General features: G+C 63.1%; 23 protein-coding genes and 1 other RNA gene. 9 read left to right on the top strand and 15 right to left on the bottom strand.

From position 1 onward, the window contains the following. Nucleotides 1–40 precede the first annotated feature (40 nt). Complete coding sequence (locus tag BPNPMPFG_RS08045; protein WP_258594556.1) at nt 41–1,873, top strand: ATP-binding protein; 1,833 nt, start codon at nt 41–43, stop codon at nt 1,871–1,873. Nucleotides 1,874–2,097: 224 nt separating this feature from the next. Here BPNPMPFG_RS08045 and BPNPMPFG_RS08050 read toward each other — a convergent pair whose 3' ends face one another. Next, nucleotides 2,098–2,889, bottom strand: a complete 792-nt coding sequence (locus tag BPNPMPFG_RS08050) for a GGDEF domain-containing protein (RefSeq protein ID WP_258594557.1) — start codon at nt 2,887–2,889, stop codon at nt 2,098–2,100. Nucleotides 2,890–3,017: 128 nt separating this feature from the next. Then, a complete protein-coding gene (miaA, locus tag BPNPMPFG_RS08055; RefSeq protein ID WP_258594558.1) occupies nt 3,018–3,986 on the bottom strand; it encodes a tRNA (adenosine(37)-N6)-dimethylallyltransferase MiaA in 969 nt (322 codons plus the stop codon). Between miaA and serB the strand changes: the two genes are divergently transcribed. Together serB and BPNPMPFG_RS08065 are read left to right on the top strand one after the other, a co-directional pair. Next, nucleotides 3,976–4,863, top strand: a complete 888-nt coding sequence (gene serB, locus BPNPMPFG_RS08060; RefSeq protein ID WP_258594560.1) for a phosphoserine phosphatase SerB — start codon at nt 3,976–3,978, stop codon at nt 4,861–4,863. The genes miaA and serB overlap by 11 nt on opposite strands. Further along, nucleotides 4,860–5,432 (top strand): GNAT family N-acetyltransferase, encoded by a 573-nt coding sequence (locus tag BPNPMPFG_RS08065; RefSeq protein ID WP_258594561.1) that lies wholly within the window; start codon nt 4,860–4,862, stop codon nt 5,430–5,432. The genes serB and BPNPMPFG_RS08065 overlap by 4 nt, the downstream gene beginning before the upstream one ends. 46 nt (nt 5,433–5,478) lie before the next feature. On the opposite strand, the gene BPNPMPFG_RS08070 is transcribed toward BPNPMPFG_RS08065, so the two are convergent. From BPNPMPFG_RS08070 to BPNPMPFG_RS08095, 6 genes are all read right to left on the bottom strand, one after another. After that, nucleotides 5,479–6,996 (bottom strand): DegQ family serine endoprotease, encoded by a 1,518-nt coding sequence (locus BPNPMPFG_RS08070; RefSeq protein ID WP_258594563.1) that lies wholly within the window; start codon nt 6,994–6,996, stop codon nt 5,479–5,481. 192 nt (nt 6,997–7,188) lie between these two features. Then, complete coding sequence (locus BPNPMPFG_RS08075; protein WP_258594565.1) at nt 7,189–7,377, bottom strand: DUF2065 domain-containing protein; 189 nt, start codon at nt 7,375–7,377, stop codon at nt 7,189–7,191. Nucleotides 7,378–7,383: 6 nt separating this feature from the next. Continuing rightward, nucleotides 7,384–8,352, bottom strand: a complete 969-nt coding sequence (gene hflC / locus BPNPMPFG_RS08080) for a protease modulator HflC (RefSeq protein ID WP_258594566.1) — start codon at nt 8,350–8,352, stop codon at nt 7,384–7,386. After that, on the bottom strand, nt 8,352–9,467 hold the full coding sequence (hflK, locus tag BPNPMPFG_RS08085) for an FtsH protease activity modulator HflK (RefSeq protein WP_258594567.1): 1,116 nt from the start codon (nt 9,465–9,467) through the stop codon (nt 8,352–8,354). The genes hflC and hflK overlap by 1 nt, the downstream gene beginning before the upstream one ends. A gap of 150 nt (nt 9,468–9,617) precedes the next feature. Beyond that, complete coding sequence (locus BPNPMPFG_RS08090; RefSeq protein WP_258594568.1) at nt 9,618–10,136, bottom strand: dihydrofolate reductase; 519 nt, start codon at nt 10,134–10,136, stop codon at nt 9,618–9,620. Next, nucleotides 10,136–11,152 (bottom strand): DUF4424 domain-containing protein, encoded by a 1,017-nt coding sequence (locus BPNPMPFG_RS08095; RefSeq protein ID WP_258594570.1) that lies wholly within the window; start codon nt 11,150–11,152, stop codon nt 10,136–10,138. Before BPNPMPFG_RS08095 ends, BPNPMPFG_RS08090 begins: the two co-directional genes overlap by 1 nt. A 131-nt stretch (nt 11,153–11,283) precedes the next feature. Here BPNPMPFG_RS08095 and cobF point away from each other — a divergent pair, with 131 nt between their 5' ends. Beyond that, nucleotides 11,284–12,057, top strand: a complete 774-nt coding sequence (gene cobF / locus BPNPMPFG_RS08100; protein ID WP_258594571.1) for a precorrin-6A synthase (deacetylating) — start codon at nt 11,284–11,286, stop codon at nt 12,055–12,057. A gap of 12 nt (nt 12,058–12,069) precedes the next feature. On the opposite strand, the gene BPNPMPFG_RS08105 is transcribed toward cobF, so the two are convergent. From BPNPMPFG_RS08105 to modA, 4 genes are all read right to left on the bottom strand, one after another. Next, complete coding sequence (locus BPNPMPFG_RS08105; protein WP_258594572.1) at nt 12,070–12,411, bottom strand: winged helix-turn-helix domain-containing protein; 342 nt, start codon at nt 12,409–12,411, stop codon at nt 12,070–12,072. 81 nt (nt 12,412–12,492) lie between these two features. After that, nucleotides 12,493–13,605, bottom strand: coding sequence for a molybdenum ABC transporter ATP-binding protein (modC, locus tag BPNPMPFG_RS08110; RefSeq protein WP_258594573.1), 1,113 nt, complete (start codon nt 13,603–13,605; stop codon nt 12,493–12,495). Next, complete coding sequence (gene modB, locus BPNPMPFG_RS08115; RefSeq protein WP_258594574.1) at nt 13,602–14,306, bottom strand: molybdate ABC transporter permease subunit; 705 nt, start codon at nt 14,304–14,306, stop codon at nt 13,602–13,604. The genes modC and modB overlap by 4 nt, the downstream gene beginning before the upstream one ends. A 19-nt stretch (nt 14,307–14,325) precedes the next feature. Continuing rightward, on the bottom strand, nt 14,326–15,120 hold the full coding sequence (gene modA, locus BPNPMPFG_RS08120; RefSeq protein WP_258594575.1) for a molybdate ABC transporter substrate-binding protein: 795 nt from the start codon (nt 15,118–15,120) through the stop codon (nt 14,326–14,328). A 172-nt stretch (nt 15,121–15,292) separates the two neighbouring features. On the opposite strand from modA, the gene BPNPMPFG_RS08125 reads away from it, so the two are divergent. Continuing rightward, complete coding sequence (locus tag BPNPMPFG_RS08125; RefSeq protein WP_095202217.1) at nt 15,293–15,502, top strand: TOBE domain-containing protein; 210 nt, start codon at nt 15,293–15,295, stop codon at nt 15,500–15,502. Nucleotides 15,503–15,517: 15 nt separating this feature from the next. Then, entirely contained in the window at nt 15,518–16,009 is a 492-nt protein-coding gene (gene tsaA, locus BPNPMPFG_RS08130) for a tRNA (N6-threonylcarbamoyladenosine(37)-N6)-methyltransferase TrmO (RefSeq protein WP_258594576.1), read from the top strand. A gap of 15 nt (nt 16,010–16,024) precedes the next feature. Here tsaA and BPNPMPFG_RS08135 read toward each other — a convergent pair whose 3' ends face one another. After that, on the bottom strand, nt 16,025–16,819 hold the full coding sequence (locus tag BPNPMPFG_RS08135) for a thymidylate synthase (protein ID WP_258594577.1): 795 nt from the start codon (nt 16,817–16,819) through the stop codon (nt 16,025–16,027). A 366-nt stretch (nt 16,820–17,185) separates the two neighbouring features. After that, nucleotides 17,186–17,497, bottom strand: a complete 312-nt coding sequence (locus tag BPNPMPFG_RS08140; RefSeq protein ID WP_258594578.1) for a DUF2853 family protein — start codon at nt 17,495–17,497, stop codon at nt 17,186–17,188. 169 nt (nt 17,498–17,666) lie between these two features. Between BPNPMPFG_RS08140 and ssrA the strand changes: the two genes are divergently transcribed. After that, nucleotides 17,667–18,026, top strand: a transfer-messenger RNA (tmRNA) gene (ssrA, locus tag BPNPMPFG_RS08145). Nucleotides 18,027–18,135: 109 nt separating this feature from the next. Further along, nucleotides 18,136–18,693 (top strand): AAA family ATPase, encoded by a 558-nt coding sequence (locus BPNPMPFG_RS08150; protein ID WP_258594580.1) that lies wholly within the window; start codon nt 18,136–18,138, stop codon nt 18,691–18,693. A 44-nt stretch (nt 18,694–18,737) separates the two neighbouring features. Here BPNPMPFG_RS08150 and BPNPMPFG_RS08155 read toward each other — a convergent pair whose 3' ends face one another. After that, nucleotides 18,738–19,943, bottom strand: a complete 1,206-nt coding sequence (locus tag BPNPMPFG_RS08155) for a multidrug effflux MFS transporter (RefSeq protein ID WP_258594582.1) — start codon at nt 19,941–19,943, stop codon at nt 18,738–18,740. Between the two features lie 184 nt (nt 19,944–20,127). On the opposite strand from BPNPMPFG_RS08155, the gene BPNPMPFG_RS08160 reads away from it, so the two are divergent. Continuing rightward, entirely contained in the window at nt 20,128–20,817 is a 690-nt protein-coding gene (locus BPNPMPFG_RS08160; RefSeq protein ID WP_258594583.1) for a TetR/AcrR family transcriptional regulator, read from the top strand. Nucleotides 20,818–20,905: the final 88 nt, after the last annotated feature.

Raw genomic sequence — 20,905 nt, forward strand, 5'->3', positions numbered from 1 at the left:
GTAGGATCGCCGCTCCAGGGGAAATGGGGTTGGCCGATCCATGTATGTCGAACGCGAAGCCTCCGTCGGAGAACCGACATCGCAGGAGCGCCGCAACGCAGAGCAGAACGACAGGCGCATCCTCGGCAATGTCGTGCAATGCGACGGCGCGCGCGCCACCATCAGTGCCTATGCGGACGATATCGACGGCGCTGTGACCGGCCTGTGGACGGTCGGCAAGATGATTTCCATCAATCTCGGCTCCACGCGAACCGTCGGCCTCGTCTACGGGATCGGCAAGTCGGACCGCGCCTGGAGCAATGAAGGCCAAAACCCGATCGAGGTCAGCATCGAGCTGATCGGCGAAGTCCGCGACGGAGCCGAGCCCGGCGCCAAGCCGGTCTTCGACCGCGGTATCACCACCTATCCGCATATCGGCGCCGTCGCGCATCGCATCCGCACCCGTGACCTGCAGGCGGTCTATGATCTGGCCGGGCGTCATTCGATCACCATCGGCACGCTCTCGCAGGACGAGACGATCGCCGCCAACATCGCCATCGACGATACGCTGGCGCGTCACTTCGCCATTGTCGGCACCACCGGCGTCGGCAAATCCACCGCCGTCTCGCTGCTGCTGCGCAAATCGATCGCGGCGCGGCCGGATCTGCGCATCCTGATCCTCGATCCGCACAACGAGTTCGCGGCGTCGCTGCCCGAATATTGCGTCAGGGTCGATTCCAAGACGCTCGATCTTCCGTTCTGGATGTTCAAGCTGGAGGAATTCGCCGAAGTGCTGTTTCGCGGCCGCGAGACCGTGCCGGAGGAGATCGACGCCTTGCGCGACCTCATCCCCGCCGCCAAGAACCTTTACCGCAACCCGAATTCGGGCGCCTATCTGCGGCGCGGCAGCGATGCGCTGACCGCCGACACGCCGGTGCCTTACCGCATCGCCGACCTCATCAAGCAGATCGACGAGCGTATGGGCCTGCTCGAAAGCAAGAACGATCGCCCGACGCTGAAGTCCCTGAAGACGCGCGTCGAATCGGCGGCTGCCGATCCACGCTACCGCTTCATGTTTAACTCGCGCCTGATCGAGGACACCATCCACGAGACGATCGGCAACCTCTTCCGCGTGCCGCATCATGGCCGCCCGGTGACCTGCTTCGAGATGGCCGGCATGCCGTCCGAAGTGGTCAATTCCGTCTGTTCGGTGCTGGCGCGCCTGGCCTTCGACCTCGCTCTGTGGAGCGAGGGCAAGCTGCAGCTTCTGTTCTTGTGCGAAGAAGCGCACCGCTACATGCCGGCCGATCCGCGTCTCGGCTTCGCGCCGACCAGGCACGCGCTGTCGCGCATCGCCAAGGAAGGCCGCAAATATGGCTGCTATCTCGGCGTCGTCACCCAGCGACCGGGCGAGCTCGACCCGACCATCCTGTCGCAGTGCTCGACCTTCTTCGCCATGCGGCTTGCCAACGAGCAGGACCAGGCGATCATCCGCTCGGCGATTGCAGACTCATCGGCCTCGACGCTGGCTTTCCTGTCCTCCATGGGCCAGCGCGAGGCCATTGCCTTCGGCGAAGGCGTGGCGACGACCATGCGGCTGAAGTTCGAAAAACTGTCCCCGGAATTGCTCCCCGGTACGGCCAAGCGCGATGAGACAGCATCGTCGAAGTCAGGCGAGGATGTCGACCTTGTGGCAATCGTCGAGCGGCTGCGCAACGTGCCGAAGTCAACACAGCAGGCGATGGCCTTCGCCGAAGTCGTCGATTCAGGCCGCCAGGCCGGCGATCCGGATTACCGCAAGCCGCCGGCCGCCCGCGGACCATCAGACGACGATTTCGACATGCGCTACGGCCTCAAGCCCGCGACCTTCGGCCTGCGTCCGCAAAACGACTGAACCTGCGTTACGTCTTTCTGCCGACAAGTTGAGAAACCACGTCAAGCGTCCAAGAGCTCTGTTTCGTTGGCGAGCATGGGCAAATCCCGAAAGGGAATTCATCAGGCCGAGTTGAATGACGTGGCTTTCGAGAAGCCGGAGCGGAGCGGACATTTAGTCCGTGAGCACCGGAAGTCGAGAAAGCCGAGTCAGGCGACCGGCCTCATGAATTCTTCTTCGGGATTTTAGGCGCAGACGCGATTGCGGCCTTGCCTCTTCGCCTCATAGAGCTGGCGGTCGGCACGGCGATAGAACTCCTCCGCCGTTTCCTTGCGGTCCCAGACAGCCAGCCCGACGCTGGTGGTGATCTTGAGGCGGACGTTGCCTGACAGTACCGACATGTTGGCAATCGCCTTGCGGATGCGTTCGGCAAACTTGCCCAGAAGTTCGGCGTCCATGTTGGGCGTAACCACGGCGAACTCCTCGCCGCCCAACCGTGCCACCACGTCGTGATAGCGTGTCATGTCCTTGAGACAGCTGGCGACGGCCCTGAGCACCTCGTCGCCGACATCATGGCCATGGGTGTCGTTGACCTGCTTGAAATGGTCGAGATCGAGGATCATTAGCCCGACGGGCTTTTCGATGCGCCGGAACTCCTCGAGATACTCCTTCAGCGCATCGTCGAAATAGCGCCGGTTCTGCATGCCGGTCAGGCCGTCGGTCAGGGCCGCATGCTCGAGCGTTTCCGAGCGGGCGCTGAGCGAAACCGTCATGGCGCGCAGCTTGCCTTCTTCCGTCGCCTGCTTGCGGATGAGCGGATAGATGAAGAAAATGCCGAAGAACAGCGCCGTGGCCAAAAGCACGCCGGTCGCGAACAACAGCTTATTGAGATAGATGACCTTGTCCATGCCCGACGCCGTGTGGAGTTCCGTGGCGAAGGATTGCAGAAGCCCATAGGCATGCAGCGTCACCAGGCCGGCGGCCAGGATCACGAAGATAAAGACGAAAAACGCTGATTCCGCCTTGTGGAAACGCATCTGCTCCCCGATGGAAAAGTGCCCACCGACCTTATGGCATGGCCCGCCTTACGGAGGGTTAATTCGGACAACCGCAACGGGAACCTTTCCTTGCACGTCAACTTTTCAGGTTGCAATGAAAATAGCGATCAGATCGTGGTTTCCAGATCGTCACCGGGGTGCAATCTTTGCCATTCCGGCCCCAGCTGATGCCTGAACCAGGTCGTTTGCCGTTTGGAATATTGCCTGGTCGCGATCTTGGCCCGCTCGATCGCCTCGGGAAAACCAAGCTCTCCGGCCATCGCCGCCTGCAGTTCGCGAACGCCGATCGCCTTCATTGCCGGCAAGTCTGGGTCGAGGCCAAGCGCCGCAAGTTGCTTGACCTCCTCCAGCGCGCCCTTGTCCAGCATCTGATCGAAGCGCGCCTCGATCCGGCTGACCAGCGCCGCCCGGTCCGGCTCGATCACGAAGAAATGCGCACTCTCCCTGTCGATGAGCGGCCGGCCACGCTCTGCCTGCCATTCCCGGATCGAACGGCCCGACGCGTCGAGCACCTCCAGTGCCCGCACGATACGCTGGCTGTCGGTCGGCTTCAGCATCATGGCGGCCGCTGAATCCTCGCGCAGCAGCAAGCCGTGCAGCTTGACGGCGCCCTGCTCTTTCAGCTCGTAGCGCCAGCGGTCACGGACCCGCTGTGGAATGTCGGGCATTTCCGAAATGCCCTCGGCAAGCGCGCGGAAATAGAGCCCGGTGCCGCCGACAAAAATCACAGGCCGTTCGAAGAGCGTGCCGTCAGGCCGTTCGAAGAACGTGCCGTCGTCGATCAGCTTCATCACGTCGCGCAGCCAGGCGCCGGTGGAATAGGCGGTGGCGGGGTGAACATGGCCGTAGAGAAAATGCGGCGCGCGGGCGAGGTCTGCCGCTCCCGGCCGGGCGGTCAGCACGTTGAGCACCGAATAGCCCTGCATGGAATCGGTGTTGACGATGACGCCGCCCTTGCGCTCGGCCAGATCGAGTGCGAGCGCCGACTTGCCGCTGGCGGTCGGCCCGGCTATCAGGATCGCGTTCTTCACGCGGCCCTCGCCCGCCCGTCCGCCGGAATCTTCCATGCCGCTCATCGCCACGCTTGTTTCCCGTCCCGCCGACCGCGCTTTGTCGCTGTCGCTTGCGAATATGGCGTCACGGTCGGTCGACGCAAGCGCTGTTGTCTGGCTTGCCGACGGGATTGCCTGCGATCTTGCCTTGCCTGGGGAAGCTGACGCCGCCGATGTGAGTGCCGCCTTGCGCGCGGCACTGGCCGCTGAACCGGTCGATGTGATCGTCCAGCAGGCTGAAACGCGTCGCAAGAAAATCCTCATCGCCGACATGGATTCGACCATGATCGACCAGGAATGCATCGACGAGCTGGCCGACGAGATCGGCGTCAAGGAGCGGGTTGCCACCATTACCGCGCGATCGATGAATGGCGAGATCGCTTTCGAACCGGCCTTGCGCGAGCGAGTGGCATTGCTGAAGGGCCTCGACGCGGCGGTGGTCGACCGCATCGTCGCCAATCGCCTGACGCTGGCCTCGGGTGGCCGCGCGCTGGTTCAGACCATGCGCGCCAACGGCGCCTGGACGGCGCTGGTGTCCGGCGGCTTCGAGGTTTTCACGACGCGCATCGCGGCCATGCTTGGCTTCCAGGAGAACCGCGCCAATCGCCTTCTCGAACAGGATGGCCGCTTCACCGGGTTGGTCGGTGAGCCGATCCTCGGCCGCGCGGCCAAGGCCGACGCGCTGATCGAGATTTCAGCGCGCCTCGGCCTGACGCCCGCCGACGCCATCGCTGTCGGCGACGGCGCCAACGATCTCGACATGATCCGCCTGGCCGGTACCGGTGTCGCGCTTCACGCCAAGCCGACGGTGGCGGCGCAGGCAAAGGTTCGCATCGACCATGGCGACCTCACGGCGTTGCTCTATGTGCAGGGCTATAGCCAAGAAGAGTTTGTGCAATGAAACCAATGCGTACCGAACGCCTGATCCTGCGCAACTGGGAGGATCGCGACCGCGCACTGTTCCACCGGATCAACTCGGACGAACGGGTCATGGAGTTCTTTCCGTTCCGCCGCGACCGTGCCGCCGCGAACGCCAAGATGGACGAGGTCCGCGCGTGGATCGATGAGGACGGCTATGGCTTCGCCGCGGTCGAGATTGCGGCCACGGGCGAGTGCATCGGCTTTGTCGGGATAACCGGGACCGAAGATATGGACGTCCTGCCCGCCGGCACGATCGAGATCGGCTGGCGTCTCGCCCCGGAATTCTGGGGCAAAGGCTACGTCACCGAGGCGGCCGAGGCCTGGCTCGCCTACGGTTTCGAAACGCTCGGCCTGGACGAAATCGTGTCTTTCGCGGTCTCCGACAACCATCGCTCCACCGCCGTCATGAAACGCCTTGGCATGCGTGCCGACCCGGCCTGCGATTTCGACCATCCCGGCGTCCCGGACAGCCATCCGGCGCTCAAGCGGCATGTCCTCTACAGATTGTCACGCCAGGAGTGGCAGGCAAGAAAAAAGGCGGCTCGATAGCCGCCTTTTTCGTATCAAAATCCGGGCACTAAATGCTCTTTGGACCTCAGTCCATCCGGATGGTCACGAACCTGAGCTCACCGGTCTTCGACGCCAGCATCAAGAGCGCATTCTTGCGCCCCTGCTCCTTCAGCGCGCCGATCCGGTCCATGACGTCCTTGGGCGTGGCAACCGATTCCTGCGCGATCTCGGTGATCACCTCGCCGGGCTGGATGCCGCGTTCGGCGGCGGCCGAATCCTTGGTGACGTCGGTGATGACGACGCCGGAAACATCGGCCGCGATGCTGAACTTCTTGCGCGTCTCGTCGTTCAGTTCGCCAACGGTCATGCCGAGCACCGAAGCCGTCGAGACGGCCGGAGCCTTGTCGCCCTTGCCCTGGTCGGTGTTGCTGCCGTTCTCGCCGCTGGCGAGCTTCTCACCATCCTCGAGCCGGCCGAGCGTCACCTTCACCGTCTGCTCGACGCCCTTGCGCACGATCAGCACGTCGACCGCCTTGCCGACCGGGCTTTCGGCGACGACGCGCGGCAGGTCGCGCATTTCATGGATGTCCTTGCCGTCGAACTTGATGATGACGTCGCCGGCCTGGATGGTGCCATTGTCGACCGGACCGCCCTTGATGACGCCAGCGACCAGCGCCCCCTTGGCGGTGGTCATGCCCAGGCTCTCGGCGATGTCGTCGGTCACCGGCTGGATACGCACGCCGAGCCAGCCGCGCCGCGTCTCGCCGAACTGGCGCAACTGGTCGACGACGCCCGAGGCGAGCTGCGAGGGAATGGAGAAACCGATGCCGATCGAGCCGCCGGACGGCGAAATGATCGCGGTGTTGATGCCGATGACCTCGCCTGCGCTGTTGAACAGCGGTCCGCCGGAATTGCCGCGGTTGATCGCGGCGTCGGTCTGGATAAAGTCGTCATAGGGACCGGAGTTGATGTCGCGGTTGCGGGCCGAGACGATGCCGACCGTCACCGTGCCGCCGAGGCCGAACGGATTGCCGACCGCCATCACCCAGTCGCCAACGCGCATCTTGGTGGAGTCGCCGAACTTCACCGCCGTCAGCTTGTGGCCCTTCGGGTCGACCTTGAGCACCGCGACGTCGGTCTTGGTGTCGGTGCCGACCAGCGTCGCCTTCAAGGTGATGCCATCGGAGAAATTGACCTCAATGTCGTCGGCATCGGCGATCACGTGGTTGTTGGTGACGACGATGCCCTGCTCCGCGTCGATGACGAAGCCGGAACCCAGCGACTGTACTTTCTGCCCGCCATTGCCCTTGTCGCCACCACGGTTCTTGAAGAAATCGTTGAAGAAATCCTGGAAGGGCGAGCCTTCTGGCAACTGCGGCATCGGCACAGCGCCCGGACCTTCCGTGCCCTTCACCGTCTGCGAGGTCGAGATGTTGACCACCGCGCCGAGCAGGCCTTCCGCCAGGTCGGCGACCGAAGCAGGCCCGTCAGCGGCAAATGTCGGCGTCACGTAGGACGGGACGGCAACGGCGCCGACAAGGAGTGTTGCCGCGCCGGCGATGAGCGTCCGCCGTGCCGCGTGCAAAAGGGTGTTGGATGTCATCGAGAAGCCTCCCGGTATTCTTGAAAAGAAAGGCGCTTCGACGAAAACGCCGCGTGACGCCATGTTGGCAAAAAATACGGCACGTTTGCGGCTATGACTATCGGCACAGGATAAATCATTATTTATCCCGAGGATCGAAGCTCGTATCCTAGGGATCGAAACTCGTATCCCAGGGATCGAAGCTCGCCGCCCTCATCCGCCTCGCACCAGCCAGACGATGCCGACGCCGATGGCGATCGCCGCCAGCCCGGCGATCCGCAGCGCATTCTCGGGCAGCGCCAGCACTTCGGTTGCAAGCTTCCTGGCAAGGCCAGGAAAGCCGCCATAGACCAAGCCTTCTATCACGAGGACAAGGCCCATGGCGGCGAGAAAATCCTGCACCGGCCGCTACTGGCCGGTGCTGGGCTGTGCCGCCGGCGCGGCAGGTGCCGTCGCCGGCGCGGTTGGCGCGGGCGAAGCCGGCTTCGCCGGCGTCTCCTTGCCATCCGGATCGCGGAAGAAGCGGAAGAACTCCGAGTTCGGCGACAGCACCATCGTCGTTCCGGTGTTGTCCAGCGCTGTGCCATAGGCATTCATCGACCGGTAGAAGTCGAAGAAGGCCGGATCGCGCTGATAGGCTCCCGCGAAGGTGGCGCTGCGCTGGGCTTCGCCCTCGCCGCGCAGGATTTCGGACTCCTTTCGCGCTTCGGCAACGATCTCGACCACCTCACGATCGGCCCGGGCGGTGATGCGCTGCGCCGCTTCGTTGCCGCGTGCCCTCAGCCGCGCGGCCTCTGCCAGGCGTTCCGCCTTCATGCGGTCGTAGGTCTGTTGCGAAACCTCGGCCGTGAGATCCGTGCGGCGGATACGGACATCCTCGATCTGCAGGCCGAGCGACGTGGCGTCGGGCCGAAGCTGATCGCGAACTTCGCGCATCATCACGGCGCGCTCTTCGGAGAGTGCCGCCTCGAAAGCGCGCAGACCGTAGACGCGGCGCAAAGCAGCGTCGAGACGCGTCCTCAGCCGCGCTTCGGCCAGTTCGATCTGGCCGGACACCGCGGCGCGGAAGACGCGCGGATCCGAGATGCGATAGGCGATGAAGGCATCCACCTCGTAGAACTTGCCGCCCGACACCTGGACGCGGATGTTGTCGAGGTCGAAGCGCAGCACCCGGTTCTCGATCAGTTGCACAGTATCGGCGTCGAAGAACGAAAACGGTGCCTTGAAGTAGATGCCGGGCTCGCTCTTGACGGCGACGATCTCGCCGAACCTGAGCACAAGCGCCTGCTGGCGCGCATTGACCACGAAGACCGACGAATAGAGCAGGAACAGGATGACGGCCGCGGCGACGACGATGATGGGGAGACGATTGGCCATCACTGGTTACCTCCCGTCACGCCACCAGGGGCGGCCGGTGCTGGCGGTTTCGGTTGCAATGCCGGCAGTGGCAGATAGGGGACGACCCCTTGCCCGTTGCCCTGCTCGACGATCACCTTGTTCGAATCCTTCAGAACCTTCTCCATGGTTTCCAGGTAGAGGCGCTTGCGTGTCACATCCGGCGCCTTGGCATATTCGTTATAGACGGAGATGAAGCGCTGCGCCTCACCTTCGGCTTCCTGCACGACCCGGTTCTTGTAGGCGGCCGCATCTTCGCGGACCTGTGCCGCCTCGCCGCGTGCCTGGCCGAGCTTCTGGTTGGAGTACTGGTTGGCCTGCTCGACGAACTTGTCCTCGTCTTGCTCGGCGCGCTGCACCTCGTCGAACGCATCGGCCACCTCGCGTGGCGGTGCCGCATCCTCGATCGAGACGGCGTTGACGTTGAGGCCGGCCTTGTAGCCGTCCAGCGTGGTCTGAATGATCTCACGCACGGAAGCCGCGATGCCCTGGCGGTCGTCGCGGAAGATGTCCTGCGCCGGCCGGCGGCCGACGGCTTCGCGCATGGCGCTTTCGGCAACCTGCCGCAGCATGCCGTCGGGATCGGAGACGTCGAACAGATAGGCCCGGGGATCGGAGACCTGATAAGCCACCGAGAACTGGACGTTGACGATGTTCTGATCGCCCGAAAGCATCAGGCCATTGCCGCTGGTGTTGCCGCCGCCAATGTCGACGAGCTGTTCGGAGATCTTGGCCGTTTCGACGGTTTCGAGCGGCCACCAGTGGAAATGCAGGCCCGGCTGCGACAGCTCGGCCTTCGGCTTGCCGAAGCGCAGTTCAACCGCGACCTCGTCGGGCTGCACGGTGTAAACCGCCTTGAACGCCCACAGCACCACAAGTGCCGCCGCGATCAGCGCGAAAATAGCCGGGCTTGCGCCACCGCCACCAGGCAGCGCGCGCCGCAGCCGGTCCTGGCCGCGGCGGATGATGTCTTCGAGATCGGGAGGCGAGCCCTGCGGGCCGCTCGGTCCCTTTGGTCCCTGCCCCCAGGGTCCTTGATTGTTGCCGCCGCCGCCCCATGGGCCGCCGCCACCGCCGCTTTTGTCGTTCCAGGGCATGAATGTCCTTTCGCTTGGAATTCCCTCAAGCGCCGATGTTACGGCGCAAAATCCAGTGTTGTTCTTCTATAGGGACGCCGCGAGACGCTTTCAACGCGATGCGCTGCCGACTTCGTCCGATTTGGTCCGGTCGCGACCCTTTGTCGTCTTTCAATGCACGTCGCGGCGTCTCTCGTAAACCGAATAGCGCGTTGCGTGGCTGTCCTTTTCCCCGGCTAGAACCTCCTGCGAGCTGACCACGCGCCAGGAATTCGGATCGATTGGGGGAAAATGCGCATCGCCGTCGACCGTGTCCAGCACATGGGTGACGTGCAGCCGGTCGGCCAGCGGCAGCGCCTGGGCGTAGATTTCGCCGCCCCCGATGACGCAGACCTCGTCCACGCCGACCATGCAGCGCCCGCGCACCGTTGCCAGCTGGATCGCGGCTTCGAGCGTATGCGCCACCTCGACACCCTCAGCGCGCCAGGCCTTGTCGCGGGTCACCACGATGTTCAACCTGCCCGGCAGCGGTCGGCCGATGCCTTCATAGGTCTTGCGGCCCATGATGATGGGCTTGCCCATCGTGTCGGCCTTGAAGCGCTTGAGATCGGTGGACAGCCGCCAGGGCAGCCCGCCGTCCCGCCCGATCACCCCATTCTGCGCGATCGCGACATAGATTGCGACATGCATCAGTTGCCGTCCCCGCCATCGCTGTCCAATGGATCGAGAAGCAGGATGTCGATGTCGTGCTCGGGATAGAAATCGTCCGCGGTCATCTCGAAGGTCGTCGGCCCGACCTTTTTGACATTGTCGCCGCAGAACGAGATCAGCGCTTTCGGATTGATCTTGTCGACCGTCAGCTTGAACCTGCCGATGGTGCCCGCCGCCCAGTTGCCGCCAGTGGTCAGGATATAGGCGATGCGGCTTTCGTTGTACTTCGGATAGCCGTCGGGATCATCCTTCGCCGCCTTGCGCACCGCGTTCTCGAACGTATCGTCCATGCAGTAGCGGGTCTTGTAGGCGGCGTATTGGCCCTGGAACTTGCCGTCATAGAAGAAACTGAGCGAAGACGTGCCGCCGACGCTTGGCTTGTAGCGGTGCGAAACGTGAACGTCCTTGTTGGCCGGAAAGGTCGAGCGCCACCAATAGGTCGAACGCAATTGCCAGAACGGCGCATAGTTGGGTTTCGCGCCCCCGCTGTCGTCGACCGTGTCTCCGATGATGATGCCGCGGTTGGCCCAGTCTTCGGCCACCGCTGGCGGCAGCTTCGCCAGTGCCGCCTTCGCCGCGTCGCCGAACGGGTTGAACGGCACATTCTGCGCTTTCAGCTCGGCGCCGATGTCGATGCCAAGCGCGAACACCTTCTGCTCCAGCTGCGGCTTGGCGGCGACGCCGTCGATGGTCAACTCGAAGCCGAGAAAATTGTCGCTCTGATTTTCCGGAATCGCCGGCATCTCCTCGGGACCGCCCGAAATGTCGGGCATCGGGAAGGCGACGATCGCGTCGACATCCTTGTCGGTGTTGTTGTGGAAGACATAGTCGACCGTCACCTTTTCCGGCGAGATGAAGAGATCCTCGCTTTGCATCGCCACGGCATCGCTGCGCGACAGGATCAGGCCGCCGGTGCCGAGTTCGGCAACCGAATCATTGGCCAATGCGGGCGCGGCCGACAGAGCCAGCACGGCGGTCAGAACATATCGCAACATCGAAGCCCCCTAGGCTGGAATGCCAGCGTGACCCTAGCCGTTTCAATGTGGCGTTTCAAAGCCCTTCCGCACCTGCAAGCGCGTCCGAGCGGTCTGGACTAACAGGTTCCGATCGGGCAGGAGTTCGCCCCATGCGCAAGCTTCTCGTCATCGGCATCGGCGCCGGCAATCCCGACCATATGACCGTGCAGGCCATATCAGGCCTGAACCGGGCCGACGTGCTGTTCATTCCCGACAAGGGGGAGAAAAAGAACGACCTTGCCGACCTGCGCCGCCAGATCTGCGACCGCTTCGTCATCAATCCGAAGTCGCGCCGCGTCGAATTCGACGTGCCGGTGCGCGCCGAGCCGGCGCCCTCCTACCGCCCGACCGTCGACGACTGGCACGAGGCCATCGCCGCCATTTACGAAGACCTTGTCCGCAACGAGATTTCAGAGGATGGCTGCGGCGCCTTCCTGATCTGGGGCGATCCTTCGCTCTACGACAGCGCATTGCGCATCCTCGAGCGCGTGCGCCTGAGAGGCAATGTCGCCTTCGAGCTGGAGGTCATTCCAGGCATCACCGCTGTCCAGGCGCTTGCCGCCAGCCACAAGATGGCGCTGAACCGCATTGGCGATTCCATCCTGATCACCACCGGCCGCCGCCTCACCGACGAAGGCCTGGCCGACAATGCCGGCAGCACCGTCGTCATGCTCGACGGCAAATGCGCCTTCAACACGCTGGCCAACAAGGATGTCGTCATCCATTGGGGCGCCTATCTCGGCACGCCGGACGAGATTATTCTCTCGGGCCGGGTCAGTGATGTCGGCGCGGAGATCGAAAAAGTTCGCGAAGAAGCCCGCAGGAGGAAAGGCTGGATCATGGATACCTATCTGCTGCGCAAACCCGGCGAGCCGGAAGAATAGAGCTGGCCCCTCTCATCCGGCATCGATTTCAGCCTGTAACGCCTCCATATGCGTCGCCGCCGCCGCCGCCGCCGCCCGCTCGATGGCGCGGAAGCGGCTGACCACCGCGAGGCCGACCGTCGTCAGTTGCGCGCCGCCGCCCTTGCGGCCACCGGTCTGTGCCGCGACCAGTGGCTTGCCGAACACCCGGTTCATGTCCTCGACCAGGTCCCAGGCGTGTTTGTAGGACATTTCCATGCCGCGCGCGGCGGCCGAGATCGAGCCAAAGGTGGCGATCTGCTCCAGAAGCTCGATCTTGCCCGGTCCGATTCGCCCGTCGGGATCGAGATTTATCCGCAAGCTCAGCGACGGCATTCTTTGTCCTCCGCGATCACGACCGATCCCATCTTAGAAGCTCTTCAGCGATACCGCTATTCCAAAAAAACATAGCGATGGTCATCCATCCGCCTCGGTAGACGGGCCAGCGCCGGTGTTTGCCCGGTCGAAGCTCACCGTCTTGACCACCGCGAAAACCGTGCCGCCGAGCTGAAGCTTCAGCGTCTGCCGCGACTGCTCCGTGATGCGGGCAAGCACGGTTGCGCCGTTGCAGTCGATGCCGACCTCGACTGTCGCGCCCTCGCCCGGGTCAATCGCGACAATCGTGCCCGGCAGAATGTTGAGCGCGCTGAGGCCTGTCGGTTTCTCCGTCGCGATCATCACATCGCGGGCGCGGATGCGGACGCGCACCCGCGCTCCTGTCTTCATCGCCAGCCATGGCACCCGGATCTCGCCTGCGGCCGAACCGAGCACGGTCATGCCGAAAGTCTCGTCATGGCGCAGCACCTTGGTGTCCAGCAAGGCGCCGCCCTCGCCGCGCTCCTCCGCCGGCAGCAGGTCGAGCCTCTGCATCACCGCTGCGGTCGAGCCGCTGGCGATGACATGGCCTTGCGCCAGCATCACCACGTCGCTGGCCAGCCGTGCCACCTCGGCAACCGAGTGGCTGACATAGACGATCGGGATTTTCATCTCGTCGCGCAGCCGTTCGACATAGGGCAGAATCTCGGCCTTGCGCGCCTCGTCGAGCGAGGCCAGCGGTTCGTCCATGAGCAGCAATCTGGGGCTGGCCAGCAACGCCCGGCCGATCGCCACGCGCTGCTTCTCGCCACCCGAGAGCTTTGCCGGTCGCCTGTCCAGCAGCGGGCCGATGCCGAGCAATTCGACAACGGTATCCATCTCCGCGTAGCGCTCCGTTGCCGGCGTGAACCAGCGGCCATAGCGCAGATTTCTGGCCACGCTCATATGCGGAAACAGGCGCGCATCCTGGAACACCATGCCGATGCGGCGCTTGTGCTTCGGCACGAAAACGCCCGCGGCCGTATCGACCAGCACGCGGCCATCGACCTCGATGTGCCCCTTGTCGGGCCGGATCAGGCCCGCGATCATGTTGATCAGCGTCGTCTTGCCGGAACCAGAGGGCCCGAACAGCGCCGTCAACCGCCCAGCGCTCTCGAAGCGGACGTCGATGGCGAAATCACCGAGCCGATGGCTGATGTCGACGAGAACCGTCATTCGATGTCCATCCGCCGGCCAACGCGCCGCGCCAGGACTTCCGAGGCGACCAGCGCCGCCATCGAGATGATGATCGAGATCAGCGTCAGCCTGAGCGCGCCTTCATCACCGCCCGGCATTTGCGTGAAGGTATAGATCGCCGACGGCAGCGTCTGCGTCTCGTTCGGGATGTTGGAAACGAAGGTGATCGTCGCCCCGAACTCGCCCATCGCCTTGGCAAAGGACAGGATCGCCCCGGCGATCAGCCCGGGCAGGATCAGCGGCAGCGTGATGGTGGCGAACACCCAAAGAGGATTGGCGCCGAGCGTTCCCGCCGCCGCCTCCATCTTGCGGTCCACAGCCTCGATCGACAGACGGATCGCCCTCACCATCAGCGGAAAGCCCATGACACCGCAGGCCAGTGCCGCGCCCGTCCATCGGAACGAGAAAACAATGCCGAAATGCTCGGCCAGGAAGGCGCCGGCCGGGCCACGCTTGCCGAAGGTGAGCAGCAGCAGATAGCCCGTCACCACAGGCGGCAGGATCAGCGGCAGATGCACCAGGCCGTTGAGCAGCGTCTTGCCCCAGAATTGTCCTCGGGCAAGCAGCAGCGCGATCAGTATGCCAGGCGGCAGGCTGGCGAGCATCGCCACCGTTGCCACCTTGATCGACAGCCGGACCGCATTCCATTCGTCGGGAGTGAGGTCCAGCAGCCAGTTCATATCGCTATGTCAGGACTTCTTATTTGCTCTTTTTGAGTACCGTAAAACCCTGTTCCTTGAAGATCTTCGCGGCAGCCGAAGACTCCACGCACTTCAGGAAGGCAGGCGTATCCTTGTCCTTCGAATCCGCGGTCTGCGCAATCGGATAGATGATCGGCGGGTGCGAATCCTCGGGGAAGGTGCCGACCACCTTGACGGTCTTATCGGCCTTCGCGTCGGTGGCGTAGACAATGCCGAGCGGGGCTTCGCCGGTCGACACCAGCTTCAGCGCAGCGCGAACGTTTTCAGCCTGCGCGACCTTGCCCTCCACCGACGACCAGACACCCAGCGATTCGAGCGCTGCCTTGCCGTACTTGCCGGCTGGCACGGCCTTGAAATCGCCCATGGCGAGTTTGCCGTCGCCAAGCAGCTTGGCTAGGTCGAAGCCCTTCTCGATCTTGGTCTTGACCTTCGAATCCTTCGGCGCCACCAGCACGATCTGATTGCCGAGCAGCTGCACTTCGGTCTCCGGCTTGGTCAGCTTCTTGTCCGAGAGATACTTCATCCAGTCGAGATCGGCCGAGACGAAGACATCGGCCGGCGCGCCGCCTTCGATCTGCTTGGCAAGCGCCGAGCTCGCCGCATAGGAAATGGTTGCGGCTTCACCAACCTTCTTCTCGCATGCCTTGTTGACCGCATCGAGCGCGTCCTTGAGGCTGGCGGCGGCAAATACGGTCAGCTTGTCGTCGGCATGCGCTGCGGGCACGGCGGCCATGAGCATCGCCGTCAATCCGCCGATGGCGAATGCCTTCAATCCAAAACCCCTGCCGATCATGAAACTCTCCCTAGTTTGAAATCCGTGCGGCCCAAAGCCTGCAAACCGATATATCCGGATGAACATAACAAGGGAAGGCCCGCCGCCTGTTGAAACATTTCATCTGCTCTTGTGAGTGGCACTGCATGGCTGTTCTGATAAGACGTGCGCACAAACCTCGAAAGGAACTCCGATGAAGATCAGTGCCCGCAACATCCTCAAGGGAACGATCACCGAGATCGTCAAGGGAGCCACCACCTCGCATGTCAGGATCGACATCGGTGGCGGCGCCATCGTCACCGCCTCGATCACCAACGAGGCCGTCGCCGATCTCAAGCTCGAAAAGGGCAAGCAGGCCTATGCCGTGGTCAAGGCTTCGGACGTAATGGTCGGCATCGACTAAAAGCGCGGCGGCCCCATGGTTCGCGAAAACGAGATCAGGCCGAGCGAGGTCGCCATCGAGGCCCCGCCGGCGACCGATGCCGGCCTGGTGTTCATCGGCGTCATCCGCACGCCGTGGGCCTCGCGCCTAGTCACGCCGCGTCAGGGCCGCGAGGACGGCCCGGTATGCCGCATCGAAATCTTCGATCCCTGGCGGCAAGCACTGGACGGCATCGAAAAGTTCGAGCTGCTGGAAGTGCTCTACTGGCTGCATCTGTCGCGGCGCGACCTCGTCAGACAGAGCCCGGCCAGCGACGGCACCTCGCGCGGCACATTTTCCCTGCGCTCGCCGGTGCGGCCCAACCCGATCGGCACCTCGATCGCCAGCCTTGTCGGCATCGAGGGATCGACGTTGCTGGTGCGCGGTATGGATTGTGTCGACGGCACGCCGCTGCTCGATCTCAAACCGGACCGCGCGCTGTTCAAACCGATCGCTCCGCCCCAGGCTGGCGATTTCGAGGTGGGATAAAGCCCGGTTCGCGGCTCAGACCGCGATCGGCGCCTTGATCGACGCGTCGGCGACGTAGTTTTCCAACCGAAAATCCTCGAAGCGGAAGGCGAACAAATCCTTCACCTCCGGATTGATCCACATCGTCGGCAGCGCTCTTGGCGTACGCCGCAGCTGTTCGCGCGCTTGTTCGAAATGGTTCGAGTAAAGATGCGCGTCACCCAGCGTGTGGACGAAATCGCCTGGCTTCAGCCCGGTCACCTGCGCCACCATCAGCGTCAACAGCGCGTAGGAAGCGATGTTGAACGGCACGCCGAGAAAGATGTCCGCGGAGCGCTGGTAGAGCTGGCAGGAAAGCCGGCCTTCCGAAACATAGAACTGGAACAGGCAGTGGCATGGCGGCAATGCCATGGCTTCCACCTCGGCTGGGTTCCACGCCGAAACGATCAACCGGCGCGATTGAGGATTGCGGCGTATCTCCTTCAGAAGGTTTGCAATCTGGTCGATCGAGCCGCCATGGCCGTCCGGCCAGGAGCGCCACTGCTTGCCGTAGACCGGACCGAGATCACCATTCTCGTCGGCCCATTCGTCCCAGATCGAAACGCCATGGTCGTTGAGATATCGAGTGTTGGTGTCGCCGGCCAGGAACCACAGCAATTCATGGATGATCGACTTGAGATGCAGCTTCTTGGTGGTGGTGACGGGAAAGCCGCGCGCCAGATCGAAACGCATCTGGTAGCCGAAGACGGAGCGCGTGCCGGTGCCGGTGCGGTCGCCGCGATCGGCACCATTGTCCAGCACATGCTGCAAGAGGTCGAGATACTGGCGCATCGGTTCCGGCTCGATTCGGTTGTGCGACCATTATAGCGGCCAGACAGATGGCCGAACACAGCAAAACGGCGCAGGCGTTGCCGTTCCCACCACTCTCTCCGGACGTTTGCGCCGCCCCTCATTGCCCTGCCGGGCATTTCTCCCCGTATAGTGACGGGGAGAAAGAGGCTGGCCCCAATGCCGACGCTCTTCCTGTAACGCTGGTGATTGGCGAAACCATCAATGACAGCGTCCTTCTCCCCGTCACTATACGGGGAGAAGATGGCGGCAGCCAGATGAGGGGCAGCGCTAGCGCCCGGAAAACTGCAAATTCAAACCTGAAACGATTGCCCTGCCGCGCCTACCTCCGCAAGTCGCGCGCTATCGTCAGAGGGAGCCGAGCTTGCCCAGATCCTTGGCGACAAGATAGTAGAAAGTCACGCGGTTCTTGCTGTGATCGGCGGCCATCGCCTTGCAGACCTTCTCGATCGATGCGTCGGCCTTCTTGTCGTCAGTGATGCCGAGCTTCTTCGATACCCAGCCCGCCTTGACGCGGTCGAGTTCCTTCGGGTCGGTGCAGGACACCAGCGAGGAATCGCGGTTCCTGAGCGCGATGCCCAGATGCTTCACGATCTTGTCGACCACGTCGGCGCTTGCCGCGGCGTCGTACTTCTTCACGTCTGCAAGATAGTCGGCCATTAAAATTCCCCTCGTCGGCGCCACGGATCCGATCGATGAGGGCTGTGGCGCGCTGCTGCAACCTGTGCGCTAGGTCGGTAACTCCTCACCGCTGCAAAGCTTCGGTTGAGACCGCGCCCAAGTCAACCCTTGGCGATGCGGTTTTGACGCGGGGACAAAGTGCCATTGCGGCCTTTCATTTCCGGCGATCAGCCCCTATATTCGGTTTGTCGGCTTGACCGACTATGGCGATAAATGGGCGATGAAATAAGCCGTTCGGACCCGGGGGCGGTACCCGGCGCCTCCACCAAAAACCGCTCTTGTGAACAGAGCGGCTTTTGCTGGGGGCGAAATAGGATCGACGAAGGTGTAAAGATCGTACTTTTGCCCGGCATGGTACCACCGTCATCGGGCTAAACCTGTAGTTGCAAATGACAACTATGCGGAAGCACGTCTCGCCGCGTAAGCGGTGCGATAGCTTCAATTCAAGCCCTAGAGGTTCGCACTTCTAGGCGGGGTTCGGAGGTACCTGGCAACAGAAACCTCCACTTCTCCCCCTCCTTATTACACGCACAACGGCAACTTCCGTCGGCCGACCTTCGTGCAGCCTGTGGGCCCCGAGGCAGCCGCCCTGCGTGCCCCCTCTCCATGGACAAAAGATGCAAAACGATTCCGATCGGTTCTTCGTGCTGACCGGCGGTCCGGGCTCCGGCAAGACCACCTTGATCGAAGCCCTTTGCCGGGCTGGCTTTGCCACCTCGGTCGAAGCCGGGCGCGGCATCATCCGTGACCAGTCCGATATAGGCGGACCCGCCCTGCCCTGGCGTGATCGCGCGCTGTTCGCCGAACTGATGCTCTCGTGGGAGATGCGCTCGCATCAGGCAGCGCGAGAACGGACAGGTCCCGTCTTCTTCGATCGCGGCGTGCCGGACACGCTTGGTTACTTGCACCTGACCGGCCTGCCGGTTCCCGAGCACGTCATGCATGCCGCCAAACGCTTCCGCTATGCCAGCCGCGTCTTTATTGCCCCGCCATGGCCTGACATCTTCACGCAGGATGCCGAAAGAAAGCAGACACTCGACGAGGCCCAGCGCACCTACCATGCGCTCGTCAATACGTACGCGGAACTGGGCTATGAACTGATCCCGCTGCCTCTGACGCCGGTCGAAGCGCGGCTGCGTTTTGTGCTGACCGAAACCGGATTGAGCCGGACATGAAAAAAGGCCGGGGCGACCCCGGCCTTTTCCTTGATTTTGTTTGCTTATTCCGCCGGTGCCTCGACGGCTTCGCGTGCACGGCCAAGCGTGAACCTGGCCAGCGTGAACGAGATCACCGCGCACAGCGTGATGCCGGCCACCATCGGCAGCGGCGTGCCGTCGAAGAACACGCCGGCGACGCCCATGGCGAGCGCACCGATGCCGAAGTGCAGCGTGCCCATCAGCGCGGAAGCCGTGCCGGCGATCTCGCCATGCTCTTCCATGGCTAGCACCGAGGTGGTCGGGATGACCAGGCCAAGGAAGCCGTAGCCGACGAACAGCAGTGCAGCCATCACGTCGAGGCGGTCGATGCCTGTCGCCATCACCGCGAACAGCACCACCATCGTCGTCGCATAGCCGGTCACCGCGACGCGCACCACGCGCCGCAGCCCGAACCGCTCGGACAGCAGTCCGGTCAGCTGCGACATGCCGATGAAGGCGACCGCGTTGATCGAGAAGAACACGCTGTAGACCGATGGCGACAGCCCGTAATGGTCGATCAGGATGAACGACGAGCTCGACAGATAGACGAAGAAGCTGGCAATGCCGAAGCCGGCGATCGCCGTCAGGCCGAGGAAGTTGCGGTCACCCATCAGGAAGCGATAGGCGGTGAGCGCGGTGCCGAAGGAGGAGCCGGCGCGGTCTTCCACCGGCCGCGTCTCCTTGAGCGAGGTCGCCAGAAGGATGGTCGCCAGCAGTGCGGCACCGGTCACCGTCCAGAACACAGCGCGCCAGCCGAAATTCTCGATGATCACGCTGCCGGTCAGCGGCGCCAGGATCGGCGACACCGAAAACACCAGCATCAGCAAGGACATCAGCTTGGCGGCTTCAGTGCCGGTGTGCAGGTCGCGCACGATGGCGCGCGGCACCGCCATGCCGGCGCTGGCGCCGAGGCCCTGCAGGAAGCGGAAGGCGATCAGCCATTCGATCGTCGGCGCCATGGCCGAACCGATGCCCCCAACCATGAACAGCGCAAGGCCGCCATAGAGCGGCAGCTTGCGGCCGACCATGTCGGAGATCGGTCCGACGACGATCTGGCCAAAACCCATCGACAGGAAGAAGATCAGCAGGCTCATCTGCACGGCAGCGGTGCCGGCGTGCAGATCCGCGCCGATCGACGGCAGCGCGGGCAGATACATGTCGATGGCGAACGGGCCGATGGCGGACAACAGGCCGAGCACGACCGCGATGCGGAGGAATTTGGGACTCATGATAAAGGCTTCTTTCGAATCTGGTTGCCGCCGCGGCCGGCGGGTAACCCAAGGACGTTCCATCCCTTGAAATTCCGACTTCCCAGGACGATTTTTCGTCTCTCCGGCGCGAAATCTCTTCAAGTTATGTCCACAAATTTAGACAGGCTTGTCTAATTCGTCAATCACCTCTATATAGATTTTTATGAAGCTGCACGTTTCTCCTGACACTTTCCCGCCACGCGGCCATGAGGCCAAGCGCCTGTCGATCGTCGACTCAGCCGCCGCGGTGTTCTGCCGTGAAGGGTTTGCCGGCGCCAACATCGACCTGATCGCCGTCGAAGCGGGCGTCTCGCGCCAGACCATCTACAATCATCATGGCGACAAGGAGAAATTGTTCGTCGCCGTGGTGCGCGATCTGACCGAGCGCTGCAATGTCGGCATCTTCGCCACGATTGCCACCTTCCCCGATCAGCCAGGGGATCTCGAAGCGGACCTGATCGGCTTTGCCGTGCGCTTGAACCAGAACTGTATCTGCAACCGCGACGGAAAATTCCTGCGCAAGCTGATCCAGACCGAGGGCGAGCGCTACCCCGAGCTGTTTGCCGAGTGGCGCGAACAAGGACCGGGCAGGACATGGCCGGCAATCGCCGCCCGCTTCGCGCGGCTGGCCTATGGCGGTTATCTCGCGATCGAGGACCCCGACGTGGCGGCGCGCCAGTTCCTCGGCCTCGTCAATGCGGAGCTGCAGACGACCTTCATGCTTGGCGGCACGCCGCGCGAGGACGAAGTGTTGCAATCGGCGACAAATGGCGTGCGCACCTTCCTGCGTGCCTTCGGCAAGCGCCGGTCCGTTGCCTCCGTGGAAAAGCAGACCGCGCTCGCCAGCGCCTGAGCGATCAAATCGTCGGCAATAGTCCTCGCCTCGGTGCGGCGGTGATCTATATGCGGTTTACGCCGCCCTCAAGCTTCATTACAGCTAT

The organism is Mesorhizobium sp. AR07 (genome assembly GCF_024746815.1).
In the GTDB taxonomy this organism is placed as follows: Bacteria; Pseudomonadota; Alphaproteobacteria; order Rhizobiales; family Rhizobiaceae; genus Mesorhizobium.